This window comes from Pseudomonas allokribbensis (assembly GCF_014863605.1).
Classification (GTDB): Bacteria; Pseudomonadota; Gammaproteobacteria; order Pseudomonadales; family Pseudomonadaceae; genus Aquipseudomonas; species Aquipseudomonas allokribbensis.
Genome location: NZ_CP062252.1, coordinates 4,536,000 through 4,558,158 on the forward strand (window position 1 = coordinate 4,536,000; position 22,159 = coordinate 4,558,158).

The following is a 22,159-nucleotide window of genomic DNA, read 5'->3' on the forward strand; positions in this document are numbered from 1 at the left end:
ATCAGTGAGCCTTGCGCGGAGTGATGTAGCTGCTGATGAACGCAGGGTTATTGGCCATGATCCGGGTGTAGACCTCGATGCCGAAGTCGACCCAGTCACGCATCAGTTCGCAGTAGTGATAAGTCGGGTGGGCCGGGTCGCCGTAGCGGGCGTAGCTTTCGTGGTAGCAGCCGCCGGAGCACAGGTTGCGGATCTGGCAGTCGTGGCAACCGGTGTTGGTGCGGTCCAGACGTTGGGACAGGAAGTCATTCAACTCGACCTGTTTCACACCGCTGTGGACATTGCCGAAGGTCGGCAGCGACGAGCCGGTGAAGCGATGGCACAGGTTCAACTCACCCTTGTGATCGACCGCCAGCATCTTCAACCCGGCACCGCACGGCAGGGCCTTTTTGTGGCCTTCGTGGATGTCGGTGATCAACTGATGCAGGTTGGAGAAACCGATGTTGCGGTGCTCCAGCGCGGCTTCCAGATAACGCCGACCCAGGCGCTTCATGCTGGCGAACACTTCGATCAGCTCGTCGGTGGAAAGGTTGAAGCTACTGATATCGCCGGACGTCACCGGGGCAAACCCGACTTCGGCAAACCCCAGTTCGTTGAACAGGTGATCCCAGATGGTTTCGACGTCGGTGACGCCAGTGGTCAGGGTCACCCGCGCACCGACCGGGCGGCTGTTGTAGCGTGACAGCAGCATCTCTGCCTTGCGCCGCACCACGTCATAAGTGCCCTGCCCGCCCACCGTGATGCGGTTGCGGTCGTGCACGGTTTTCGGTCCGTCGATGCTCACTGACAGCCCGAAGCGGTGAGCATTCAGGTAGTCCACGGTTTCTTCGGTGAGCAGCGTGGCATTGGTGGTCATCACGAATTCGACGAACTTGCCGGCCTCGGCAAACCGCTTCTCGCAGTAATCGACCATGTACTCGATCAGCTTGCGATTGCTCAGCGGCTCGCCGCCGAAAAACACCACGGTGAAGCGTTCTTCGTCGGGGGATTCACGCAGTAGCATTTCCACTGACGCGATGGCGGTTTCGACGTCCATCTTCTTGCCGGCGGACGGCTTGTCGAGGTCTTCCTTGTAGCAGTAGGTGCAGCTCAGGTTGCAGCCGGTGTTGACGTTGAGCACCACCGTGTTGATCGCGGTGCGCTCGACGCGTTTGACCGCGATGTCCGGGGTCAGCGGCGAGCCGTCGCTGACCAGCTCCAGCGAGATCAGCTCGCGCAGGGTCTCGTTGATTTCCTCGCCGTTGAACCGCGCGCCGAGGCGCTGGATCAAGTCTTCCGAGGAACAGCCGGGCCCGCGCAACGCATCGATGATGGTGCCGGTCAGTTCATCGCTGGCGAACAGCGAACTGCTGGGGATGTGGAACAGCATGCGGTCGGCGTCGACGTGCACTTCGTGCAGATTACGTTCGACCAGATTCAAGATAGCGCCCATTGCAAACCTCCTGTGCAAGCCCCGCCTGGCGGGACTTGCGGTCATTCCGAAAAGTGTCTGAATCGCTGCGATCAGTTCAACTCAAGGAATAGGTGGATTGTTCCAGCGTTGCACGGTGACGATCAGATGGCCTTCGCCGGTCAGGGATTTCCCTGCGTCGTCGACGGCGGCGATCACCTTGAGGTTACCGGCATTGTTGGTGGACATCTTGCGTGCCGGATTCGGCCCGGCATCGCCCGGGGTGAACACGCCTGCGTCGGCCTGCATGGTGCCGGCGAACTTGACGTCTTCATCCTCTTTGGCGCGCTCGTCGAAGGCTTCGACCTTCCATTGCGCCGGGAACACGCCGATGCGATACGGCTTGCCGTCGGCGCCCTTGCCCCAGGCTTCGGCATCGAAGCGACCCTGGACTTTCGGCGTCGAACCGCCGCCCTCGCCGATCCGTGCCACCGAGAATTCCGGCACCACTTTGACCGAGGCAATCGTGCTGTACACCGACAGGCTCGGGCCTTTCAGGTTGCCGACGCTGACCGCGCGCAGGCCCGGCTGGGCATTGGCCGCGGCTTTGACTTTGACTTTGATCCGGTCGGCGTTCTGCTCGACCACTTCAATCACTTCCACGCCTTTGCCGAAGTCCGGTTTGCCGCTCAGACCGCTACCGACCAGCGTCACTTCGGTTTCGCTGCCGGCCTTCACATAACCCGGCTGCACCGCCAGCAAGCGCTGGGAACCCTGTTTGGCGGCAACGAAGTCGAGGCCGCGCTCATCGTGCTCGGCCTCGAACATCCGGCCTTGCATGGCGTTGCCCTGTGCGGCGAACACCTGACGCATGGTCACGCCATCGACGGTCACGTTGCCGCGCCATTCGTAGCCGCTGTAGAGGATCGCGTTGCCGTCACCGTTGAATGGGCTGCCATCGGCGTACTGACCTTTGACGGCAACCTTGAAGGTGTCGCTGCCATCGGCCGTGACGGTCATGGTGCCGGCCAGTTCACCCTTGCCCGGCAAGTGGCCGCTGAAGCTCCAATCGCCGACCAGCGCCTCGGCCTTCGGTCTGGTTTTGGTCCAGGCCTGCCACGCCGGGTTGTCCAGCGGATAACGCTTGGCCAGCAGCGGGACCATTTCCTTGCGGGCGATATCGAACCAGTCGCGATCGCGAGCCAGCGCCTGATACTCCAGCGACGGCCACTGGCCGAGGTGGAAATTCACCAGGCGTTCCCATTCCTGGGCCGGACGCCGTTGCAGGGCGATCCGCGCACCCGAGTGACAGCGGCCGCACATCTGCGCGGTTTTCTCGTCGAACTGCTCGACGGTGTTCAGCCGTCGTTCCAGCGCGTAACGCACGCCATCGGTTTCGCTCGGCGCCAGGCCCTGAGTGTCGGCCAGGTATTTGACCAGCGTACGACGGTCTTCATCGCTGATCTGCAAACCGTGCATGGTCTGCATGCGGGCAATGCTCATCAGCCAGCCTTCCGGGGTCTTGCGCTGGTGGCTGATGCGGCTCAACTGGTCGCCGGCTTCAGGGGTGTGACAGCCCTGGCAGGTTTCCTTGAGGATGGTCTGGGCGTCGCGGGCTGCCAGGCTGTGGGGTGAATGCAGGGCCACGCAAGCGGCCACGGCCAGCAGACTGGCGCTCATGCCTGATCGGAGTTTTCTCTTCATCAACGTCGAACCTCGCACGGTGCTTTCTTATTGTTGTGGCTTATCGTTTTTATGGTTTCTGCCGTTCGCGGCGATGCACGAACGGAGGCAAGCGAAACGTCTGAGGTGAGCAATACACGGAGCGTGCCAGCTTGCCGATAAGCTGTTCAATCAAGCAGTTACGCGTTCATCAAGGTGTCGCGCCAATCTTTGCGTGGCCTCCCGGCGTCCAATTTCGCGACAGCTGTTGCAGTCTGAGACAAGCACAGTTGCAGCGCCCAAAGCCGGGCGGCCGACGACTGACCGTCCGATATCAAAGTGCCTGCTACGCTTGCTGTTCGCACACTCCGTGCGTCACGCCTCAAACCACCGAAAACCTGAGGAATGGAATCATGGGATCACATGGACAGGGTCAAGGCTGCACCCATTGCGGCTGCGAAAACCCAGTATGGAATACGCTTAGACACACCGTCGACCTTAAAGCCTTCGCAGGCAAGGTCGCCGGCCTGCTACCGGAACCCGGCAGCGAATCGTTGATCTTCACCGGCGGCACCATCTACCCCCTGAAAAACGGCAACATGGATGAGCAGGTCGAAGCGCTGGGCATCCATGGCGGCGATGTGGTTGCCACGGGCACCCTCGCCCATGTGCAGGAGCGCATGAAGGCCAAGGGCATCAAATACACAACGCGTTCGCTGGGCGATAAAACGCTGCTGCCGGGTCTGATCGAACCACACATGCACATCGTGCAGTCCTGCGTCATGGATGGATGGGTGAATCTGGGGCCGATCGACGAAGAGACTCAGCAGCTGAACAAGCGTTATGACTGGGACACACTGAAAGAAAAAATCTACGAAAATCTGCCGAAGGACAATACGAGCTGGCTCTTGGGACGGATGGTCGATCCGGCGCTCATGCCGTTCAAAGTAGTGCCTGACGGCAAGAACCAGCTCACCCGTTTCTATTGCAAAAGTGACTTCGATCCGCAGGCCGACAACACTGGCAACCTCGACAGCATTCTCAAAGAAACCCCGTTGCTGATGATCAGCGCCTCGATGCACACCGTTTACCTGAATACACCTGCGTGCAAAGCCGTGTACTTCCACAACAACGCGGCCAGCCAGAAGCTGCGAGACAAATACAAGAGTTTCGACACGTTCCTTGAAGAGACCCAGGGCAACTTGCAGGAAGAGGCCGGCATCACACCAGCCCTGCTCTCGATACCGCTGGCTCAGGCGCTGGACGTGGTGAACATCTTCAAGTACATGAAAGACTACTTCGAGACCGCCTCCAAACGAGGCATCACCTTGTTGTATGACGCCATGGTCGACCCGGTATCCAAGGTGATTCTGGAAGCCTACGGCCTGACCCATCCGCGCAATGTTCGCGTCGGTTATGCGGCGGCCTGCAATGGTGTGGACTTCAGCAAAATCGAACCCTACAAACCGGTGACCAAGGAAGCGGCCCGGCTGTTTTATCAAGGCTCGGTAAAACTGATATCCGATGGCTCGAACCAGGGGCTGACGGGTTATCAGATCGACGATTACTGCTGCGAGGCCACATCGCCGAAAGGCAACTTCAACTTCTGTGACCCAAGCCCGGCCCCCCAGGACCCGACAACGCTCCCGACGGCTTATCAGACCACCCTGAACAATGCCATCGGCACTGGCTGGCCATTGATGATTCACGCAAACGGTGACCGCGCCATCGAATTCACCTTGCAGGCCTACAAAAATGCGTTGAACGGCCAGAGCGGCCTGGAAAAACGCCATCGCATCGAACACTGCTCGATGCTGAACGACAAGACCCTCGACCAGATGAAGGACTTGGGCATCTCTCCCAGCTTCCTGATCGGTCACGTCGGCTATTGGGGGTATGCGTTCGAACAGGCGATCTTCGAGAAAAAGGCCAGCAAGATGCTCGACCTGTGCCAGGACGCCCTGGACAGAGGCTTGCGCATCTCGTTGCACAGCGATTGCACCGTCACCCCGCTGGGGCCGTTGCGCTCAATGGAACAGGCCGTGACCCGCAAAATGGAAGGTGTACGCAATGAGGACGGCACCTTTGTCAAAGAGGCAGCCCGACAACCGGTGCTCAACGAAGGCCAGTGCCTGACCCGTCAGCAAGCGCTGAAAGCCATCACCTATGACGCTGCGTGGCAGTGCCATGCGGATGCCTTTACCGGTTCGTTGCAGGATGGGCATTTCGCCGATTTTGTGATTCTCGAGAATAACCCCCTCGACGAACAATACCCGGCCAGCGACATCCGCAAAATCGTCGTCTGCGAAACCTGGAAAGGTGGGCACAAGGTCTACGACAACCCTGACGTCTGACCGATGATCGCTCGACCCTGCGGTAAACAGGCCGCAGGGTCGAGTTCAATTACCGAGCAGCCGTCTCCGGGACAGGCTTGTCAACCCGCTGTCCCGTTTCGATATCGCGGACCTCGAAATCCCACCGACCGTATCCGGTCTTGCCATCAAGCCCATAGGTACGGCCCGCTGCAAGTTCCACGGTTCTTTCCACCGTCCCGGTATAGCTTTGCTGGGAAAGTTCTCTGCGTACCTCGATGCGATGGATGCCCGGGCCGATGAAGTATTGGGACTGCCGGCTCAACCAGAACCAGGTGCCTTCACCATCGACTCTGACGATCGTTAACGCCGGGTTGATCTGATTGATCGTGGCGATATCCGAAACAGGCTTGCCTTCTGCACTTTCATGGGTGAAGTGGATGCATCCCGACAGCGTCAATCCCGCCAGCAAAAGCGCCGCAGAACGTAAAATGTTGCCAACTCGCATCAATGCCCCCACAGGCCTCTCAATAAAGCGGCATTAAATACGCTATCCCTTGATGAAATTCCACTTTGCCATCATTGATTGAAGGCCCGATGCTGCTGTCAGTCAGCGCCTCAAACCACTGGAAATCAGTATCTTGAGTCTCAGCCGCTGTCGCGAAATGCGACAACCTGAACTCCACAAAGCCCCCTCTTCCCCCTCCATCTCCTTGCACGGCGGGCCTGCGCAGCACGTTCGAGTATCTGGCACAGCCATTGCCAAGACCTGTTCAACGACAACGAACAACAAGAGGTCTTCACCATGCCCCTGCCCTATCTGCTTCCTGCCACCTCGGCTTTCATCCAGCGCCCGCCGCGCATGCTGATCGGTGGCGACTGGGTCGAAGCCACCGACGGCCAGACCATGCCGCTGCACAACCCGGCCACTGGCGAAGTGTTGTGCGTGGTGCCTCGCGCCACCCCGGAAGATGTCGACCGCGCGGTGCTCGCCGCGCGGCAAGCCTTCGATGATTCGGCCTGGAGTCGCACCCGCCCGCGTGAACGGCAGAACCTGTTGTGGAAACTTGCCGACCTCATGCAGCGCGACGCCGAACAGCTGGCGCAACTGGAATGCCTGAACAACGGCAAGAGCGCGGCGGTGGCGCAGGTGATGGACGTGCAACTGGCCATCGACTTCCTGCGTTACATGGCCGGCTGGGCGACCAAGATCGAGGGTTCCAGCGTCGAGGTGTCGCTGCCGCTGATGCCCGGCGATCAGTTCCACAGTTTCATTCGCCGCGAAGCGGTGGGCGTGGTCGGCGCCATCGTCGCCTGGAATTTTCCGCTGCTGCTGGCCTGCTGGAAACTCGGCCCCGCGCTGGCCACCGGTTGCACCGTGGTGCTCAAACCGGCCGACGAAACCCCGCTGACCGCGCTGAAACTGGCAGAGCTGGTGCTGGAGGCGGGTTACCCGGAAGGCGTGTTCAACGTGGTCACCGGCACCGGCATCACGGCCGGTTCCGCCCTGACTCACAACCCTTTGGTCGACAAACTGACCTTCACCGGCTCCACCGCCGTCGGCAAGCAAATCGGCAAGATCGCCATGGACTCGATGACCCGCGTCACCCTGGAACTGGGAGGCAAATCGCCGACCATCGTCATGGCCGACGCCGACCTGAAAACCGCTGCGGCGGGTGCGGCCAGTGCGATTTTCTTCAACCAGGGCCAGGTCTGCTGCGCAGGCTCCAGGCTGTATGTGCAGCGCAAGCATTTCGACAATGTGGTGGCCGACATCAGCGACATCGCCAATGCCATGAAACTCGGCAACGGCCTCGACCCGAGCGTGGAGATGGGCCCGCTGATTTCTGCGCGCCAGCAGGAACGGGTCTATCGCTACATCGAAATGGGCCGGGAAAGCGGCGCGACCATCGCCTGCGGCGGCGAGCAATTCGGGCCGGGGTTCTTCGTCAAACCGACGGTGATTGTCGATGTCGATCAGCAGCATTCGCTGGTGCAGGAAGAAATCTTCGGGCCGGTGCTGGTGGCGATTCCGTTCGATGACGAGGCCGATGCGCTGCGCATGGCCAATGACAGCCCTTACGGGTTGGGCGCGAGCATCTGGTCGAACGACCTGGCGGCGGTGCACCGGATGATTCCACGGATCAAATCGGGGTCGGTGTGGGTCAACTGCCACAGCGCGCTGGATCCGGCGCTGCCGTTTGGCGGCTACAAGATGTCCGGGGTCGGACGCGAGATGGGGTATGCGGCGATCGAGCATTACACCGAGTTGAAGTCGGTGTTGATCAAGTTGTAATGACTGCGCTCACGGCTCAGGGCTTGAACCCCTGAGCCAACAGCCACCCGCGAACGGCTCGTCCCTGCTCAAGCGTCAACCCCGCCAATACCTGATCCGCCGGTTCATCGCGCAACCGCCGCACCAGCGGCGCCAGCTCTACACCTTGCACATGCCAGATCCCCAGCGGCTGATCCGCCGCGATCACCACCTCGGCCTCATCGACAAAACCGTCACGCAGCACCGGCATCCGTTCGATCCGCAGCGCTGCAAAATCCGCCGCCGCATGAGCCGCTTCAGCGTCCGGCCATTGCCGCCGCGCCTGCCAGAACGGCCGATCGAGCCAACGTTGTTCATCGGCATAAAAGTCCCGCCCAACCCGTGCGAAACGCAGGAACAACTGCTCGACCCGTTGCCGGTGAAAACGCTGCGCCAACGCCACCCGTTCGGGTTTGCGCAACAGCGTGTTGATCACCACCGGCGCCTGCAACGCCGAGGACAGCGACTGAAAAATCCCGTTGCCGGACAGCGGGTCCACCGCCATCGCTGCATCGCCGACGCGAATCCAGTTTTCACCGCAAACCTGTGGCGCGAGAATCGCCGTGCTGCTGCGAGCGTGCAGTTGCAACTCCGACTCCACGCCACCAGCAAAGAACGCTTGGGCAAAATCCGAGGCCTGACGCCGCGCGCGGCAGTGATCGAGTAACTGCGCCTTGCCCGGCAACCCGGCGCTGGCTACGTCCACGGTCCATTGCCAATAACACTGGCCGTCGTCCCGCCGGGCCATCCACGCCCAGCCGTCTTCAAGACTTTCCACGGCGCTGGCCGTCACACCCGACGCACCTTGCCAGCGATTGAGCAGGCTGACCGTCTCCGGCCCGCGCAGACCTTTGCCGGACGCCGGCGCCTGTCGCCCCCGGGCCTCCACCAGGAAGTCCGCCGCCAGCCTCTGCCCGCCATCGAGTTCGACCCGGTGACCTTCCGCCGAAGACTGAACAATCAGGATTCGCCCTTCAATCACCTCGACCCCGGCTACCCGCAGATCTTCACGCAAGCCGCGATCAAAGGTAGGTCGATCCAGCAGACACTCGATATTCTGTGCATGTTGCTGGCCGTTCCATGAAACCTGTCGCTGGGACGGCAACGTGGCATTCGCCAAAGAATGATTCAACCCGGCACCGCGCAACGCCTCCAGCACCCGTTGCGACACGCCTTCGAGCGCCGCAAACCGCCGCCATTCGCTGACCAGCGTCACGGCGTAACCCAGCCGCCGCAGCCCCAACGCCACCGCCGCGCCAGCCGGCCCGGCACCGAGAATCAGGATCGCAGTCATGGGCCGAAACGCCGTTCAGGGCCGCGATAACGAGCGTGCTGTTTTAGCCAATCGATCACTTCAGCGTTGCTCGCCTGCGGATGCTCCAGCAGATAGCCGGCGATGTGACCGCTCAACGCTGCACAGCCCAGGCTTGCCCCGGACTGCCCCGGATAGGTGCCATGCACACACGCGGCAAAATCCGCCTGCGCACTGTCGAGCCATGACCATTGTTCATCGGTGCAACGGGCATCGCCGGTCACCCGCAGCACTTGCGGATAACTCGCCGGAAACACCGCTGCGCCCTGCGCCGGACTCGACGCACACAACAGAACACCACGGGCCACCGCCGCTGCGCAGGCCTCGCGCAACAGGCTGCGATCCTGACGCAAACCCAGGCTCAGATTGATCAGTCGTACGTCCTGCGCGACCAGCCAATCGATGGCCGCAGAAATCTGCAAGGCACTGGTGACGCCGCGCTGATCGAACACCTGGGCCACACACATCTGCGCGGCGGGTGCGCGGCGGCTGATCGCCTCGATCACCGCACTGCCATGGCCAAGCGGATCGTCGCGCAGATCCGATTCCGCCAGTCCGTCCTCCAGCAACGAGAAACGCCGCCCGGCAATCACCTGCACCCGTTGCGCCGCCGAGTGTCCGCTGTCGACCACACCGATACGCAATTCAGGCTTCATGCAGCACCGTTTTCGAAATGAGCACACCGTCGAGCAACTCGAAACGCAGATCGGCATCGGCCAGGGTCGACGGACGATGGCTGATGAGGATCCGTGTGCGCCCGGCAAACAGTCGGTCGATGGCTTCGATCACCTCGCGCTCGGTCGCTTCGTCGACGGCCGAAGTGGCTTCGTCGAGCACCAGAATCAACGGATCCTGCAACAGCGCCCGGGCAATCGCGATGCGCTGTTTCTGCCCACCGGACAATTGCTGACCGCGCTCGCCCAATGGGCTGTCGAGGCCTTCGGGCAACGATGCGATCAGGCTGTCGAGTTGCGCCAACCGTGCAACCTCGGCGATGGCTTCGCGGCTGGCATCCGGCACCGCGTAAGCCAGGTTGTCGGCGAGGCTGCCGCGAAACAGCACGATGTCCTGACTGACCACGGCGATACGTCGGCGCAGCTCGAACAGTTCAAGTTCACGCAGATCCACCTCACCGAGCAGCACTCGCCCGGACTGCGGATCGTGATGCCGTTGCAGCAGGTCGATCAGCGTTGATTTGCCGACGCCGGATCCGCCGCTCAAGGCGACTTTCAAACCGTAGGGAATCGTCGCCTCGATGCCGCTCAACGTGCTCGGACGACCCGGATGGCTGAAGTGCACCGCGTCAAAACGCAACTCACCCGAAGTTGGAAACGGCTTCGGCATGGCTGGAGAAAACACCGTGGGCTCTTCGCCGCGCAACTCCATGACCCGCCCCAGACTGACGGTCATGCGCTGGATCGCCACGTACAACCCCAACAGGCTCTGCACCGGCCCGACCGCCATCCCCAGATAAGTGGAAAACGCGATCAGCGCACCGAGTTGCCAAGTGCCCTGCACCACCCAATAACCGCCGATCAAAAACGCGCAGGCACGGGACAGCGACGTCAACGTGCCGGGCACAGCCTGGGTAAAAAACTCGGTGACTTGCAGGCGCAGCAACTGGTTCATGTAGCCCTGCCCGAGGCTTTCCAGACGCCGTGCTTCACGCTGCTGGCCGGCGGACTGGATGAACTTCATCACCGGCAAGGTCTCGACCATGAACGACGACATGTCCGCCGAACGCTCGCGCAATTGCCGCACATCGCGCTCGACCTTGCGCCGCATCCAGCGCAGCCACAGCACATCCAGCGGGATCAGCACCAGCGCCAGCAGCGAGAGTTTCCACGACAGCGTGAACAACATCGCGATCGCGACCACCAGGCCAATCACACTCGATACCGCCGAGAACAAAGAGTCCACGGCAAAGCGCTGAATCTCTGCCACATCGCCGTCGAGCCGCGACATCAGATCGCCGATCCGCCGCTGCCCGTAGAAACTCGGCGACAGTTTTTGCAGATGCCGATAAAGGTCATCGCGCAGGGCAAACAGGATCCGCCCCGATAGCCGCGTGTGCAGATAGCGGTTGATCCCCGACAACGCCGTGCCGAGCAACCCGGCGATGATCATCAGCACCGCAATCAGCACCAGCATCGGGAAATTGCGCGCCAGCAAGCCATCGTCGATCAACAACTTGACCAACCACGGCTGCACCAGCACCAACAGCGACGCGCATACCGACAGACCGAGCAGGCCGGCAATCGCCAACCGCTGCGGCCGCACGAAACCGTACAACCAGCGCAGCGCCGCTTGCAGCGCGGCGGGGTTCTGGCTGTCGATCAGCCGCACGAACAGGCGCTGCATCACGAGCGCAACTGTTTGAGTTTGCGGTACAGGGTCGCGCGGCTGATGCCGAGGGCGTCGGCGGCGGCCGAGACATTGCCCTGATGGGTGTCGAGGGACTGGCGGATCATCTCCAGTTCGTTTTCGCGAATGCTGCCGGTCTGGGGTTTCTCGGTGGCGCAGAGTTCGTCGAGCATGCTGTCGGGCAGGTGATCGAGGGTCAGCACGGTATCACCGGGTTCGCGCATCGCCAGCGCGGTACGCAGCACCATTTCCAGTTGGCGAATGTTGCCCGGCCAGTGATACGCGCCGAGCAGGCGATTGAGGTCGTCGTGCAGTACAGCATTCGGCGCATCGAGTTTGCTCAGCAGACGATCGACCAGCGCACTGAAGTCCTCGCGCTCGCGCAAAGCCGGGAGCATCACACTGATGCCATTGACCCGGTAGAACAGATCCTCGCGAAATTGCTTGTCCTCGACCTGACGCTTGAGGTCGCGGTGGGTGGCGCAGATGAGTGCGACGTCGATGTCCTGTTCTTCGCCAGCCCCCAGCGGCGCGACCTTGCGATCCTGCAAAACTCGCAGCAAACGCGCCTGCAAGGCCAGCGGCATGTCGCCGATTTCATCGAGGAACAACGTTCCGCCGTGGGCCTGTTGCAGGCGTCCGATCATGCCGCCACGGCGCGATCCGGTGAACGCGCCTTCGCGGTAGCCGAACAGTTCCGACTCGATCAGGCCTTCGGGTATCGCCGCGCAGTTCACGGCCACAAAGGGTTTGTCGCTACGGCTGCCGGCCAGGTGCAGGGCACGGGCGATCACCTCTTTACCGGTGCCGGTTTCGCCGAGCAACAGCACCGGCAGCTCATTGGCCAGGCCCTGTCGCGCCATGCGCAAGGCACGGGCATAACGGGCGTTGTTGCCGGCCAGCGCTTCCAGGTCCGGTGGCGCCTTGGCGGTTTTTGCCACGCTGCGCGGCGGGCCGCCGAGGTTGACCGAGCGCGCCGGGGCCCGCAGGGTCTTGTAGAAAAATTCGCCCTTGGCGGTCTGCACACTGCCGACGCCGCCCTGTTGCAGGCGGGTCAGCAATTGCACGCCATCGACCCCGAGAAACTCTTCGCAGCGCTTGCCAACCAATGCCGAACGCTCGGCCCGCAGCAACTGACAGGCCTGGGCACTGACCGCCAGAATCTGCCCGCCGAGACTGACTGCCAACAGGCCTTGCCACGGCGATTCCAGATACTGCCGGCGACTGTGGAAGGCGAGGACAATCTGATCGGGAAAACTGTTGTTGAACACCCGGCTCTCGATCTGGCTGACCGCCATGCTCAGCAGCGCGGTGCTGTCATGGACGCGGCCGAGAGGGCCTTCGCGGGTCAGGTCGAGGACGCCGAGAATTTCGCCCTGAGGGCAATGGATCGGCACCGAGGTGCAGGAAAAATCCGTGAGGCGATCGAGGTAATGTTCGCCGCAATCGATCAGCGTCGGCCGCGCTTCCACCAGTGCCGTACCGAGGGCGTTGGTGCCACGAGCGGCTTCGCTCCAGCAGGCGCCGAGGGTGATGTCTTGCAAACCGCTGCCCTTGAGCCGGTCGGCACGTCCCTCCACCGCAAGGATGGTGGCGTCGGAATTGGCGAGAATGATCAGACCTTCCTTGCCCTGACGCTCGGCCAGGTAATCGATGGCCGGTATCGCCGCATCGATCAGCAGGCGATTGCTCGCCAGCAAGACATCGAGACTCGCGCTCGATTCCAGCGCCAGCTCATGCTTGCCATTGAAATGCACGCCGTGGCTCAGGCTGCGCCGCCACGAAGCATCGATCTCCGCACGCAACACGCCATCCGGGACCTGCCCTTCGAGATGGAGTTTTTCCCGGGCCAGCCGGGCTTCGTGGTGAGACTTGGGATCGGTTGTTTTTATTAGAGTCATCAAGCGCTCCGGAGCGGTCCGCTTTGCGCTTTTTTACTTCAGCGCCCTGACGCCAATGTTTACGTTAACGTCAGGGCGATGGCAAGCACCACAGGGCACTTCATCAGGTGGATCGTCTCAGCGCTACCACACCTCGCCATTCACGAAAAACGCCCGGGCGTTGTCTTCGAGACTTTCCAGGTGATAGCCGCCTTCCTGCACGATCAGGCATGGCAGGCCCAGGCTGCGGATCCGCTCACCCAATGCCGCAAAGCCTTCCCGGGTCACGGCGACTTTGCTTTGCGGGTCCAGCTCATAGATATCGAAGCCCAGCGACAGCACCAGCACCTCGGCGCCGAACTCGCGCACCGCCGCCAACGCAACTTCCAGTTGCCCGAGGAAGTCCGCCTCGCTTGAACCATGCGCCATCGGCAGATTGAGATTGAAGCCCTCCCCCGCACCGCTGCCGCGCTCGTCGGCAAACCCGGCAACACCCGGATAGAAATTGGTCGGATCACCATGCACCGAGACGTAGAGCACGTCATCACGGTCGTAGAAAATCTCCTGAATGCCCTGGCCGTGGTGCATGTCGGTGTCGAGCACCGCGACTTTGCCGAATTTGTCGCGCAGCACCTGAGCCGCCACCGCCGCGTTGTTCACGTAGCAGAAACCACCCGCCGCTTCGGCCCGGGCATGGTGCCCCGGTGGACGGCACAAAGCGTAGGCCGCCGGCTCACCATCGATCAACGCCTGAGCCCCGGCCACCGCGCTTTGCGCCGACCAATAAGCCGAGCGCCAGGTCTGTTCGCCGACCGGGCAACTGCCATCCGCCAGATAGCGCGCAGCCTGGGCGAGGATGCCGCGCAAAGCGTTGGGCTCGCGGACGAAGATGTTCGACATCACCTCGTCGCCCCAGTCTTCCGGGATTTCTTTCCAGCGTGCGTGCGCTTCCTGAAGAAAGGTCAGATACGGCGCGCCATGCACCGCCAGCATCGGTGCGAGGCCGGCATCGACAGGCTGCTCGACACTGAAGCCCAAATTAAGGGCGGCCTGCACCAGACGTTGCGCACGTTCCGGGACTTCCTGCGGCGTGCGCATCTGCCCGCGCGAGTAATAGCTGCGTGGATGATGGAGCAATTGTTCGGGGTGGAAAAAACTGCGCATGGCTCAGACTCCCTGTTCGATTCGACCGGCGCGGGCCAGCACGGCGTTCAGCAATACGTCGGTGCCCTGTTTCACGTCTTCGGGCAGCACGTCTTCGGCTTCGTTATGGCTCAAGCCACCGACGCACGGGATGAACACCATCGCCGTCGGGCAGTAGCGCGCCAGGTGAATCGCGTCATGCCCGGCGCCGCTGACAATCGACTGCTGAGCGTAGCCCAGCGCATCCACCGCCTCCTGCACGGCCGCCACACATTCGGCGTCGAACGGCGTGGCCGGGCTGATCCAGTGCGGGGTAATCGTCAGGTTCAGGCCACGACCGTCGGCGATCGCCTGCAAGCGGGCGCGGACTTGTTGCTCCATGGCGGCGATGGCGTCGTCGCGGTGATGACGCAGATCGACGGTGAAATTCACCAGCCCCGGAATGGTGTTGCGCGAGGATTTGTTGATGTTCAACTCACCGACGGTGGTCAGGCCTTCGGGGGCAAAATCTGCGGCCAGACCTTCAATCGCCTGAATCATCCGCGCCACGCCGTACAACGCGTCTTTGCGCAGCGGCATCGGCGTGGTGCCGGCGTGAGCGGCCATACCTTCGACACGCACGTCGAGCCAGCGGATCGCCTGACCGCCCGTGACCACGCCGATGCTCTTGGCGTTGTCTTCAAGGATCGGGCCTTGCTCGATATGCGCTTCAAAATAGGCATCCACCGCACCGCCGAACGGACGATCACCGGCGTAACCGGTACGCTGCAACGCCTCGGCAACACTGACGCCATCGACATCACGCACCGCCAGCGCGGCATTCAGATCCATGATCCCGGTGAACACCGCCGAGCCGAACATGGCCGGCGTAAAGCGTGCACCCTCTTCGTTGGTCCACACCGCCACTTCCAGCGGTTTGCGGGTCCGGATATTCAGATCGTTGAGGCAACGCACCACTTCCAATCCTGCAAGCACGCCGTAGACGCCGTCGAAACGCCCGCCCTCGGGTTGGGTGTCGAGGTGGCTGCCCATCATCACCGGCGCAGCATCCGGATCGGTGCCAGCGCGGCGAGCGAACAGGTTGCCGATGGCGTCCACGCTCAAGGTCATGCCGGCTTCCCGGCACCAGTGGGCGAACAGTTCGCGACCGGCCTTGTCTTCATCGCTCAATGCCAGACGGCAGCTGCCGCCTCGGGCAGTCGCACCGATTTCGGCCATGGCCATCAGGCTCGCCCACAGGCGTTCGCCATTGATTTTCAACATGAGGTTCTCCTGAAATTCCGGGTTAGGCGCGGGCCATTTCCGCGCGATGGGCGTTGGCGTGACGACGCGCGAGAGACAGCACGCAGATCAGCGAGATGCCAGCAATCAGGCTGTAGAACACCGCCATCGGCCACCATTGCCCGGTGAATTTGTGCGCCAGCAGCGTGCCGATCAGCGGCGTCAGCCCACCGGCCACCGCGCCGCAAATCTGATAGGCCAACGAGATCGCGGTGTAGCGCACGCGGGTCTCGAACATGCCGCTGACGTAACCGGCGATCACCGCGTAGAACGAGGCCATGCACACCACCGCCAGCGCGATGCCGAGGATGATCAGCGGCGCCTGGGCCGAGCTGACCAGCACGAACATCGGGTATGGCGAAGCCATCGCCAGCAGCGACACCAGGCACAGGAATCGCGTGGCGCCGATCTTCTCCGCCGTCCATGCGGCCAGCGGCTGAATGCAGAACTGGATGAGCGCAACGAAGAACAGGCATTCGAGAATTAGCGAACGCGGCAGCGCCAGTTGCTGAGTGGTGTAGGCGATCATGAAGGTGTTGGTGAAATACACCCCGGCGATGCCCAGCGTGTTGGCGCCGATGCACAGCAACAGTGGGCGCCATGCGGTTCGCAGGACTTCCATCACCGGCGCCTGCTCTTTCTTGATCTGTTTGCTGGCCTGCTCGCGGCTGGCGAGGAATTCCGGCGACTCGTTCACGCCCAGGCGAATCGCCAGACCGACCAGCAGCAACAACGCACTGGCGAGGAACGGCAGACGCCAGCCCCAGCTCATCAAGTCGTCTTCCGGCAAACGGGTCACGGCACTGAAGGCCAGCAGCGACAGGATCAAACCTGCCGGGCTGCCCAGTTGCGCAAACGACGCGAAGAAATTGCGTCGGCCCTTCGGCGCATGCTCGCCGGCCATCAGCACCGCCCCACCCCACTCGCCACCGACGGCGATGCCCTGGACGATGCGCAGCAGAATCAGCAGCACTGGTGCGGTTGCGCCGATCTGCGCATAAGTCGGCAACAGGCCGATGCACACCGTGACCACGCCCATCATCAACAGCGTGATGATCAGGGATTTCTTGCGGCCGATGCGATCGCCGATATGACCGAAGATGATCCCGCCCAACGGCCGGGCAAAGAAGCCCACGGCGAAGGTGCCGAACGCAGCCATGGTGCTGAACAGTGGATCGTCGGAAGGAAAGAACAGCGCGCCGAACACCAGTGCGGCGGCGGTGGCGTAAATGTAAAAGTCGTACCACTCGATCATGGTGCCGATGAAGGCTGCGGCCGCCGCACGGCGCGGCTGGTTCGAAGCGTGAGGCTTCATGGGTCGGGCTCCTTTGATTGTTTTTCTGGCAGGAGGGAAACGGTCGATCCGAGGCACTCTGACGGCGCCTGTCGTGGGGTGATTTATCGTCCCGGGGCTATGATTAGTCAATTTTCTATTTATTATTCCGACTATTACCAATCCTTATGATCGAGAGCCGCCATGGCCGAACGCGATGTGCAACGCCTGCTCAACGACCGCCTCGACTGGAACCTGCTGCGCACCTTCCGGGTGATCGGCCAGGAGCTGAGCATCAGCCGCGCCGCCGCGCGCCTGCACCTGACCCAACCGGCGGTGAGCCAGGCGCTCAAGCGTCTTGAGGAACAACTGGGTCGCCAGTTGATCGCCCGACGCGGCCCGCGATTTGCCCTTACCGAAGTCGGCGAGCAAATCTTCGAACTGGCGGGCGAGATCTACGGGCAGATGTCCCAGGTCAGCAGCCTGCTGGAGCAACCGGCCGACGAAGTGATCGGCAAGGTGCGACTGCTGATCATCAGCCGGATCTTTTCCGAGCGCTTCGATGACTTCCTCGCTGACTTCCATCAGCAGTATCCACGGGTCGATCTGGAGGTTGATGTGATGCGCAGTTCGGACATCGTCAGCGCTCTTCAGGAGAAAACCGCGACCCTCGGCCTGAGCCTCAATCGCCGCCCGCAACCGCGTCTGGAACAGCGCCTGTTCCTGCGTCAGCGCTATGCATTTTTCTGTGGCAAGCACCACACGCTGTTCGGTCGACAGGACATTGGCGAAGGCGATTTGCAGCGGGAGAATTTCGTCAGTTTTACCAGTGACCAGATTGGCGGAATGCTCTCGCCACTGACGATTTTTCGTGATCAACAGGGCTTCAGCGGACGCATCGTCGCGTCATCGCCGAGCCTGGAAGAAGTGCGGCGACTGGTGATCGCCGGGTTCGGTATCGGTTGTTTGCCGGAGCACGTGGTGGCGGCGGACGTCGAGGCCGGATTGCTCTGGCGCCTGCCGCCTCACGAGGGGATCGCCGATGTCGACATTCATCTGTTGTGGAACCGTGAACAGCGCATGAGCCGCGCCGAAACGCTGTTCATCGAGCGCTTGCAGGCCTGCCTGGCGGATCAATAACCGAGCAGTCGATCCGCGCTGTTGAGCAATGGCTCACTGGCATTCAATCGACGGAAGTTCTCGGCAATCTGCTCCGCGATGCAATCGTGGGAGGCCGCCGAAGCCATGTGCGGGGTGATGGTCACGCCCGGGGTTGTCCACAGCGGATGATCGGCGGGCAGCGGTTCCTGCTCGAAGACATCGAGCAGCGCACCGCGCAGTTTTCCACGGGCCAGGGCCTGTTGCAGATCTTCGATGTTCAGATGCCCACCGCGCCCGACGTTGACCAGCGCCGCGCCGTTGGCCAGTCGTTCGAAGGTCTGGCGATTGAGGATGCCGCGTGTCTCGTGAGTCAGCGGCAACAGGTTGATCAGCAACTCCACGCCGTCGAGAAACGCGTTGAAGGCATCGGTGCCGGCAAAGTTCTGCACGCCCGGCAAATCCTTGCTGCTGCGCGCCCAGCCACGTACGTCGTAACCAGCGGCGGCCAGGTCTTGGGCAATCGCGCTGCCGAGTGAACCGAGCCCCATCACACCGATCCTGAATTGACTGGCCGGGCGTTGCAGCGGTCGCTCCCAATGCTGTTGGCGCTGTTGCTCAAGCACCTGATCGAAGCCGCGATGATAGTGAATCACCGCCCAGCGCACGTACTCGGTCATGCCTTGGCGATGGCCGGGATCGACCACCCGGCACACCGGCAAATCGGGGCACGACGGATCGTGCTCCAAATGATCGATGCCGGCGGCAACCGAGTGAATCACTTGCAGATTGGGCAACGCGGCAAGGCTGCCCGGCAGCGGAAACCAGCACGCCGCGATCTGCGCATTCGCCGCTTGGGGATCGTCGGCCAGCACCGCCGAGAGCTGCGGCGCGCGGCGGGCAAAGGCTTCCTGCAATTGTTTGAGCAACAGCGTGTCGCGTGACATCAGTGCAACGGTGTTCATGACAGATAGGACTCGCGCTGGGATTCGATGAGGGTCAAGGCAGCCTCCCAGGCCAGGTCGATGATGTTGTCCTGCTCGTCGCGGTCAAACTGCTCGGCGGTGTGGGCGCAGACTTCCGGCGACGGGTAATGCAGCTCACAACCGCCGGCCAGCGCTTGCACTTGCGCCTGGCAGGCACGCTCCAGAAAGTGGATTTCCTGAAACGCCTGGGCCACGCCGGAGCCACCAACCAGCAAGCCGTGATTGCGCAGGATCATCGCCCGGTGCGGGCCGAGATCGGCGATCAAGCGCTCGCGCTCATCCAGCGACAACGCGATGCCTTCGTAGGTGTGATACGCCAGTTTTCCGTAGAACTTCAGCGCGTGCTGACTGATCGGCAGCAGACCTTGCTTCTGCGCGGCGACGGCCATACCCGCAGCGGTGTGGGTGTGAATCACGCAGTTCAGATCCGGCCGCGCCATGTGGATCGCCGAGTGGATCACGAACCCGGCAGCGTTGACCCGATGCCCGGCGTATTCAGGGTCGACAATGCGCCCGTCCTGATCGATGCGCACCAGATCGGAGGCACGCATGCGGTCGAAGATCACCCCGTAGCGGTTGATCAGGAAATGATGCTCCGGCCCCGGAATCCGCAGGGTGATGTGGGTGTCGATCAGGTCGGTCATGCGAAAGTGCGCGATCAAGCGGTACAGCGCGGCGAGCTCGCAGCGGGCTTGCCATTCGATCGGGTCAATGTGGGCGGGTTTACTCACGAATACACCTCTTTGCTTGTGTGAAGGACGACCGGCTTGGCCCGCAGGCGTGCGAGGCCACAGACACCGATCAGCGACAGGGCGGACAGCAGCGTGAAAAACACCGCCAACGGCAGCCATTGCCCGGAAAACTTGCTGGCGAGCAGCGTGCCGATCAGCGGCGTGGTGCCGCCGGCCAAGGCGCAGCTCAACTGGTAGGCGATGGAAATGCCCGAGTAGCGCAGGTGCACCGGGAAGGCCTGGGTCATGTACCCGGCAATCACCGCGTACAGCGCCGACAGGATCACCACCGCGACCGCGATGCCAAGGGTCATCAGCAGAATGTTCTGGGTGCCGACCAACAGGAACATCGGGTACGGCGTGATCATGCACAGCAACGCCACCAGCATCAGGAACCGCCCTTCGCCGATGCGCTCGGCGAGCAGCGCCGACAGCGGTTGCGAGAGCAATTGAATGACCGTCACCAGAAACAGGCAGTCGAGAATGGTCGACCGCGGGATGCCCTGATATTGGGTGACGTAGGTGATCATGAAGGTGTTGGTGAAGAAGAATCCGGCCGAACCGATGGTCACGGCGGCAGCGGCGAACAGGATCTGCCGCCAGCATTGGCGAATCACATCCTTCACGGGGTATTGGGCGGTTTCGTTATTGTCCCTGGCCTTGGCGAACTCCGGCGATTCATGCACACCGGAACGGATCATCAAGCCGACCATCATCAGCACACCGCTGGCGAGAAACGGCAGACGCCAGCCCCAGGCGAGGAAGTCTTCCGGCGACAGCGATGTCACCAGACGGAAGGCGATCAACGCCAACAAAAGACCCGCCGGGCTGCCAAGTTGCGCGAACGAGGCATAGAAGGTCTTGCGTTTGGCCGGTGCGTGTTCGCTGGCCATCAATACCGCCCCGCCCCACTCGCCACCGACGGAGATGCCCTGGATCAGGCGCAATACGATCAACCCGATGGGCGCCCAGATGCCGACGCTGGCATAACTCGGCAGCAGACCGATGCCCGCGGTGGCCAGGCCCATCAGCGCCATGGTCACCAGCAGCATTTTCTTGCGACCGAGGCGATCGCCCAAATGGCCGAACACCATGCCGGCCATCGGGCGGGCGATGAAGCCGACGGCGAAACTGCCGAACGCGGCGAGCGTGCTGGTCACCGGGTCGCTGCTGGGAAAGAACACTTGCCCGAGCACCAGTGCGGCGGCGGTGGCGTAGATGTAGAAATCATAGAATTCGATGGTCGTGCCAATGAAGGCAGCGGCCGCGGCGCGACGCGGCTGAGCGGTGGTGTGCATGCAAGAACCCTGTGTATTTATAGTTTTGGGCAGGTGTCGAGGCGGCTGACGGTCGCGCTCTGTGGCGCTTGTGGGCTTTATCGCTTCCGTGACAGGATTAGTCAATTTTCAAAAACTTAACTTTACTATTAGCGTGGCTACTGCATGACTTCTTCCTCGAATCCTTGGATCGGCCGGCGTTTTCTCAATGACCGGCTGGACTGGAACCTGCTGCGCACGTATCTGGTGATCGGTCAGGAAGGCAGCATGAGCCGCGCCGCTGCGCGATTGCACATCACTCAGTCGGCGGTCAGCCAGGCGTTGAAACGTCTCGAAGAACAACTGGATTGTGTGTTGATTGCGCGCAGCGGACGACGCTTTGATCTGACGGAAACCGGGGAAGAAGTCCTGCGGATTGCGGCGGATATCTACGGCGATATTTCCCGTTTGGGCACCGTGGTCGAGAATCGTCATGACGACGTTGTCGGCAAGATCCGCATCCTCACCGTCAGTGGTGTGCAGGCTCGGCATTACGACGAGTTTCTTGCGGATTTCCACGAAACTCACCCGAAAATCGAGCTGGAAGTCGAGGTGATGGGCAGCTCGAACATCATCAGTTCACTGCTGCAAAAGACTGCTACGGTCGGCGTCGGGTTGTGTCGCCTGCCTCAGCCACGGCTGGAGCAGCGGGTACTGTTTCGTGAGCGCTACGCGTACTTTTGCGGGCAACGGCATCGACTGTTCGGGCAGCAGAATCTGACGCTGGAGCAGTTGGCAGCCGAGAACTTTGTCAGCTTCACCAGCGATCAGCTTGGCGGTAATCTGTCGCCGTTGACGCTGTTTCGCGACCAGCAGGGGTTTACCGGCAAGATCGTCGCTTCTTCCACCAGTTTCGAAGAGATTTACCGCCTGATCTGTGCAGGCTTCGGGATTGGTTGTTTGCCGATTCACCTGGTTCGACGGGATGTCGAACAGGGCTTGCTGTGGCGCTTGCCGCCGGAGGATGGGGTAGTGGATTTCGATATCCAGCTGCTGTGGAATCGCGAACAGAAGATGACTCAGGCTGAAACGGTGTTCCTCGACAGCTTCCAGCACATGCTCAGCCTGCGTGAGCCTGTGCTGTGAAGCTGGATCGA

At 61.7% G+C, this 22,159-nt stretch carries 17 protein-coding genes; 4 read left to right on the forward strand and 13 right to left on the reverse strand.

Annotated elements, in window-relative coordinates:
* Position 1: 1 nt before the first annotated feature.
* Both peaB and peaA read right to left on the reverse strand, forming a co-directional pair.
* Complete coding sequence (peaB, locus tag IF199_RS20665; protein ID WP_192558574.1) at positions 2-1,432, reverse strand: quinohemoprotein amine dehydrogenase maturation protein; 1,431 nt, start codon at positions 1,430-1,432, stop codon at positions 2-4.
* Positions 1,433-1,513: 81 nt separating this feature from the next.
* On the reverse strand, positions 1,514-3,094 hold the full coding sequence (gene peaA / locus IF199_RS20670; RefSeq protein WP_192558575.1) for a quinohemoprotein amine dehydrogenase subunit alpha: 1,581 nt from the start codon (positions 3,092-3,094) through the stop codon (positions 1,514-1,516).
* Between the two features lie 371 nt (positions 3,095-3,465).
* On the opposite strand from peaA, the gene IF199_RS20675 reads away from it, so the two are divergent.
* Positions 3,466-5,406, forward strand: a complete 1,941-nt coding sequence (locus tag IF199_RS20675; RefSeq protein WP_192558576.1) for an amidohydrolase — start codon at positions 3,466-3,468, stop codon at positions 5,404-5,406.
* Between the two features lie 49 nt (positions 5,407-5,455).
* Here the strand turns inward: IF199_RS20675 and IF199_RS20680 are convergent, their stop codons facing one another.
* Positions 5,456-5,884, reverse strand: a complete 429-nt coding sequence (locus IF199_RS20680) for a hypothetical protein (protein WP_192558577.1) — start codon at positions 5,882-5,884, stop codon at positions 5,456-5,458.
* A gap of 285 nt (positions 5,885-6,169) precedes the next feature.
* Between IF199_RS20680 and IF199_RS20685 the strand changes: the two genes are divergently transcribed.
* Positions 6,170-7,660 carry an aldehyde dehydrogenase family protein gene (locus tag IF199_RS20685; RefSeq protein ID WP_192558578.1) on the forward strand — a complete coding sequence of 497 codons (1,491 nt, stop codon included), beginning with the start codon at positions 6,170-6,172 and terminating at the stop codon, positions 7,658-7,660.
* A gap of 16 nt (positions 7,661-7,676) precedes the next feature.
* On the opposite strand, the gene qhpG is transcribed toward IF199_RS20685, so the two are convergent.
* From qhpG to IF199_RS20720, 7 genes are all read right to left on the reverse strand, one after another.
* On the reverse strand, positions 7,677-8,972 hold the full coding sequence (gene qhpG, locus IF199_RS20690) for a flavin-dependent monooxygenase QhpG (RefSeq protein ID WP_192558579.1): 1,296 nt from the start codon (positions 8,970-8,972) through the stop codon (positions 7,677-7,679).
* On the reverse strand, positions 8,969-9,646 hold the full coding sequence (gene qhpE / locus IF199_RS20695) for a subtilisin-like serine protease QhpE (protein ID WP_192558580.1): 678 nt from the start codon (positions 9,644-9,646) through the stop codon (positions 8,969-8,971). Before qhpE ends, qhpG begins: the two co-directional genes overlap by 4 nt.
* Positions 9,636-11,351 carry an ABC transporter ATP-binding protein gene (locus IF199_RS20700; protein WP_192558581.1) on the reverse strand — a complete coding sequence of 572 codons (1,716 nt, stop codon included), beginning with the start codon at positions 11,349-11,351 and terminating at the stop codon, positions 9,636-9,638. The genes qhpE and IF199_RS20700 overlap by 11 nt, the downstream gene beginning before the upstream one ends.
* On the reverse strand, positions 11,351-13,255 hold the full coding sequence (locus IF199_RS20705) for a sigma-54-dependent Fis family transcriptional regulator (RefSeq protein WP_192558582.1): 1,905 nt from the start codon (positions 13,253-13,255) through the stop codon (positions 11,351-11,353). Before IF199_RS20705 ends, IF199_RS20700 begins: the two co-directional genes overlap by 1 nt.
* A gap of 123 nt (positions 13,256-13,378) precedes the next feature.
* Positions 13,379-14,398: a histone deacetylase family protein gene (locus tag IF199_RS20710; RefSeq protein WP_192558583.1), complete on the reverse strand. Its 1,020-nt coding sequence runs from the start codon at positions 14,396-14,398 to the stop codon at positions 13,379-13,381.
* 3 nt (positions 14,399-14,401) lie between these two features.
* Positions 14,402-15,640, reverse strand: a complete 1,239-nt coding sequence (locus tag IF199_RS20715) for a Zn-dependent hydrolase (RefSeq protein ID WP_192558584.1) — start codon at positions 15,638-15,640, stop codon at positions 14,402-14,404.
* 22 nt (positions 15,641-15,662) lie between these two features.
* Positions 15,663-16,973, reverse strand: a complete 1,311-nt coding sequence (locus IF199_RS20720) for an MFS transporter (RefSeq protein ID WP_192558585.1) — start codon at positions 16,971-16,973, stop codon at positions 15,663-15,665.
* A gap of 162 nt (positions 16,974-17,135) precedes the next feature.
* Between IF199_RS20720 and IF199_RS20725 the strand changes: the two genes are divergently transcribed.
* Positions 17,136-18,071 (forward strand): LysR family transcriptional regulator, encoded by a 936-nt coding sequence (locus IF199_RS20725; protein WP_192558586.1) that lies wholly within the window; start codon positions 17,136-17,138, stop codon positions 18,069-18,071.
* On the opposite strand, the gene IF199_RS20730 is transcribed toward IF199_RS20725, so the two are convergent.
* The 3 genes from IF199_RS20730 to IF199_RS20740 are packed head-to-tail and all read right to left on the reverse strand — an operon-like array spanning position 18,065 to position 21,044.
* Positions 18,065-18,994, reverse strand: a complete 930-nt coding sequence (locus tag IF199_RS20730; RefSeq protein ID WP_192558587.1) for a 2-hydroxyacid dehydrogenase — start codon at positions 18,992-18,994, stop codon at positions 18,065-18,067. The genes IF199_RS20725 and IF199_RS20730 overlap by 7 nt on opposite strands.
* Positions 18,991-19,746, reverse strand: a complete 756-nt coding sequence (locus IF199_RS20735; RefSeq protein ID WP_096822115.1) for a class II aldolase/adducin family protein — start codon at positions 19,744-19,746, stop codon at positions 18,991-18,993. Before IF199_RS20735 ends, IF199_RS20730 begins: the two co-directional genes overlap by 4 nt.
* Positions 19,743-21,044: an MFS transporter gene (locus IF199_RS20740; protein ID WP_192558588.1), complete on the reverse strand. Its 1,302-nt coding sequence runs from the start codon at positions 21,042-21,044 to the stop codon at positions 19,743-19,745. The genes IF199_RS20735 and IF199_RS20740 overlap by 4 nt, the downstream gene beginning before the upstream one ends.
* Before the next feature lie 144 nt (positions 21,045-21,188).
* Between IF199_RS20740 and IF199_RS20745 the strand changes: the two genes are divergently transcribed.
* Entirely contained in the window at positions 21,189-22,148 is a 960-nt protein-coding gene (locus IF199_RS20745) for a LysR family transcriptional regulator (RefSeq protein ID WP_192558589.1), read from the forward strand.
* Positions 22,149-22,159 lie beyond the last annotated feature (11 nt).

Coding starts and splice junctions, on each gene's coding strand:
- IF199_RS20675 (WP_192558576.1), top strand. CDS start 3,466: ATGGGATCACATGGACAGGGTCAAGGCTGCACCCATTGCGGCTGCGAA.
- IF199_RS20685 (WP_192558578.1), top strand. CDS start 6,170: ATGCCCCTGCCCTATCTGCTTCCTGCCACCTCGGCTTTCATCCAGCGC.
- peaB (WP_192558574.1), bottom strand. CDS start 1,432: ATGGGCGCTATCTTGAATCTGGTCGAACGTAATCTGCACGAAGTGCAC.
- IF199_RS20730 (WP_192558587.1), bottom strand. CDS start 18,994: ATGAACACCGTTGCACTGATGTCACGCGACACGCTGTTGCTCAAACAA.
- IF199_RS20725 (WP_192558586.1), top strand. CDS start 17,136: ATGGCCGAACGCGATGTGCAACGCCTGCTCAACGACCGCCTCGACTGG.
- IF199_RS20720 (WP_192558585.1), bottom strand. CDS start 16,973: ATGAAGCCTCACGCTTCGAACCAGCCGCGCCGTGCGGCGGCCGCAGCC.
- IF199_RS20745 (WP_192558589.1), top strand. CDS start 21,189: ATGACTTCTTCCTCGAATCCTTGGATCGGCCGGCGTTTTCTCAATGAC.
- IF199_RS20700 (WP_192558581.1), bottom strand. CDS start 11,351: ATGCAGCGCCTGTTCGTGCGGCTGATCGACAGCCAGAACCCCGCCGCG.
- IF199_RS20740 (WP_192558588.1), bottom strand. CDS start 21,044: ATGCACACCACCGCTCAGCCGCGTCGCGCCGCGGCCGCTGCCTTCATT.
- qhpE (WP_192558580.1), bottom strand. CDS start 9,646: ATGAAGCCTGAATTGCGTATCGGTGTGGTCGACAGCGGACACTCGGCG.
- IF199_RS20705 (WP_192558582.1), bottom strand. CDS start 13,255: ATGACTCTAATAAAAACAACCGATCCCAAGTCTCACCACGAAGCCCGG.
- qhpG (WP_192558579.1), bottom strand. CDS start 8,972: ATGACTGCGATCCTGATTCTCGGTGCCGGGCCGGCTGGCGCGGCGGTG.
- peaA (WP_192558575.1), bottom strand. CDS start 3,094: ATGAAGAGAAAACTCCGATCAGGCATGAGCGCCAGTCTGCTGGCCGTG.
- IF199_RS20710 (WP_192558583.1), bottom strand. CDS start 14,398: ATGCGCAGTTTTTTCCACCCCGAACAATTGCTCCATCATCCACGCAGC.
- IF199_RS20715 (WP_192558584.1), bottom strand. CDS start 15,640: ATGTTGAAAATCAATGGCGAACGCCTGTGGGCGAGCCTGATGGCCATG.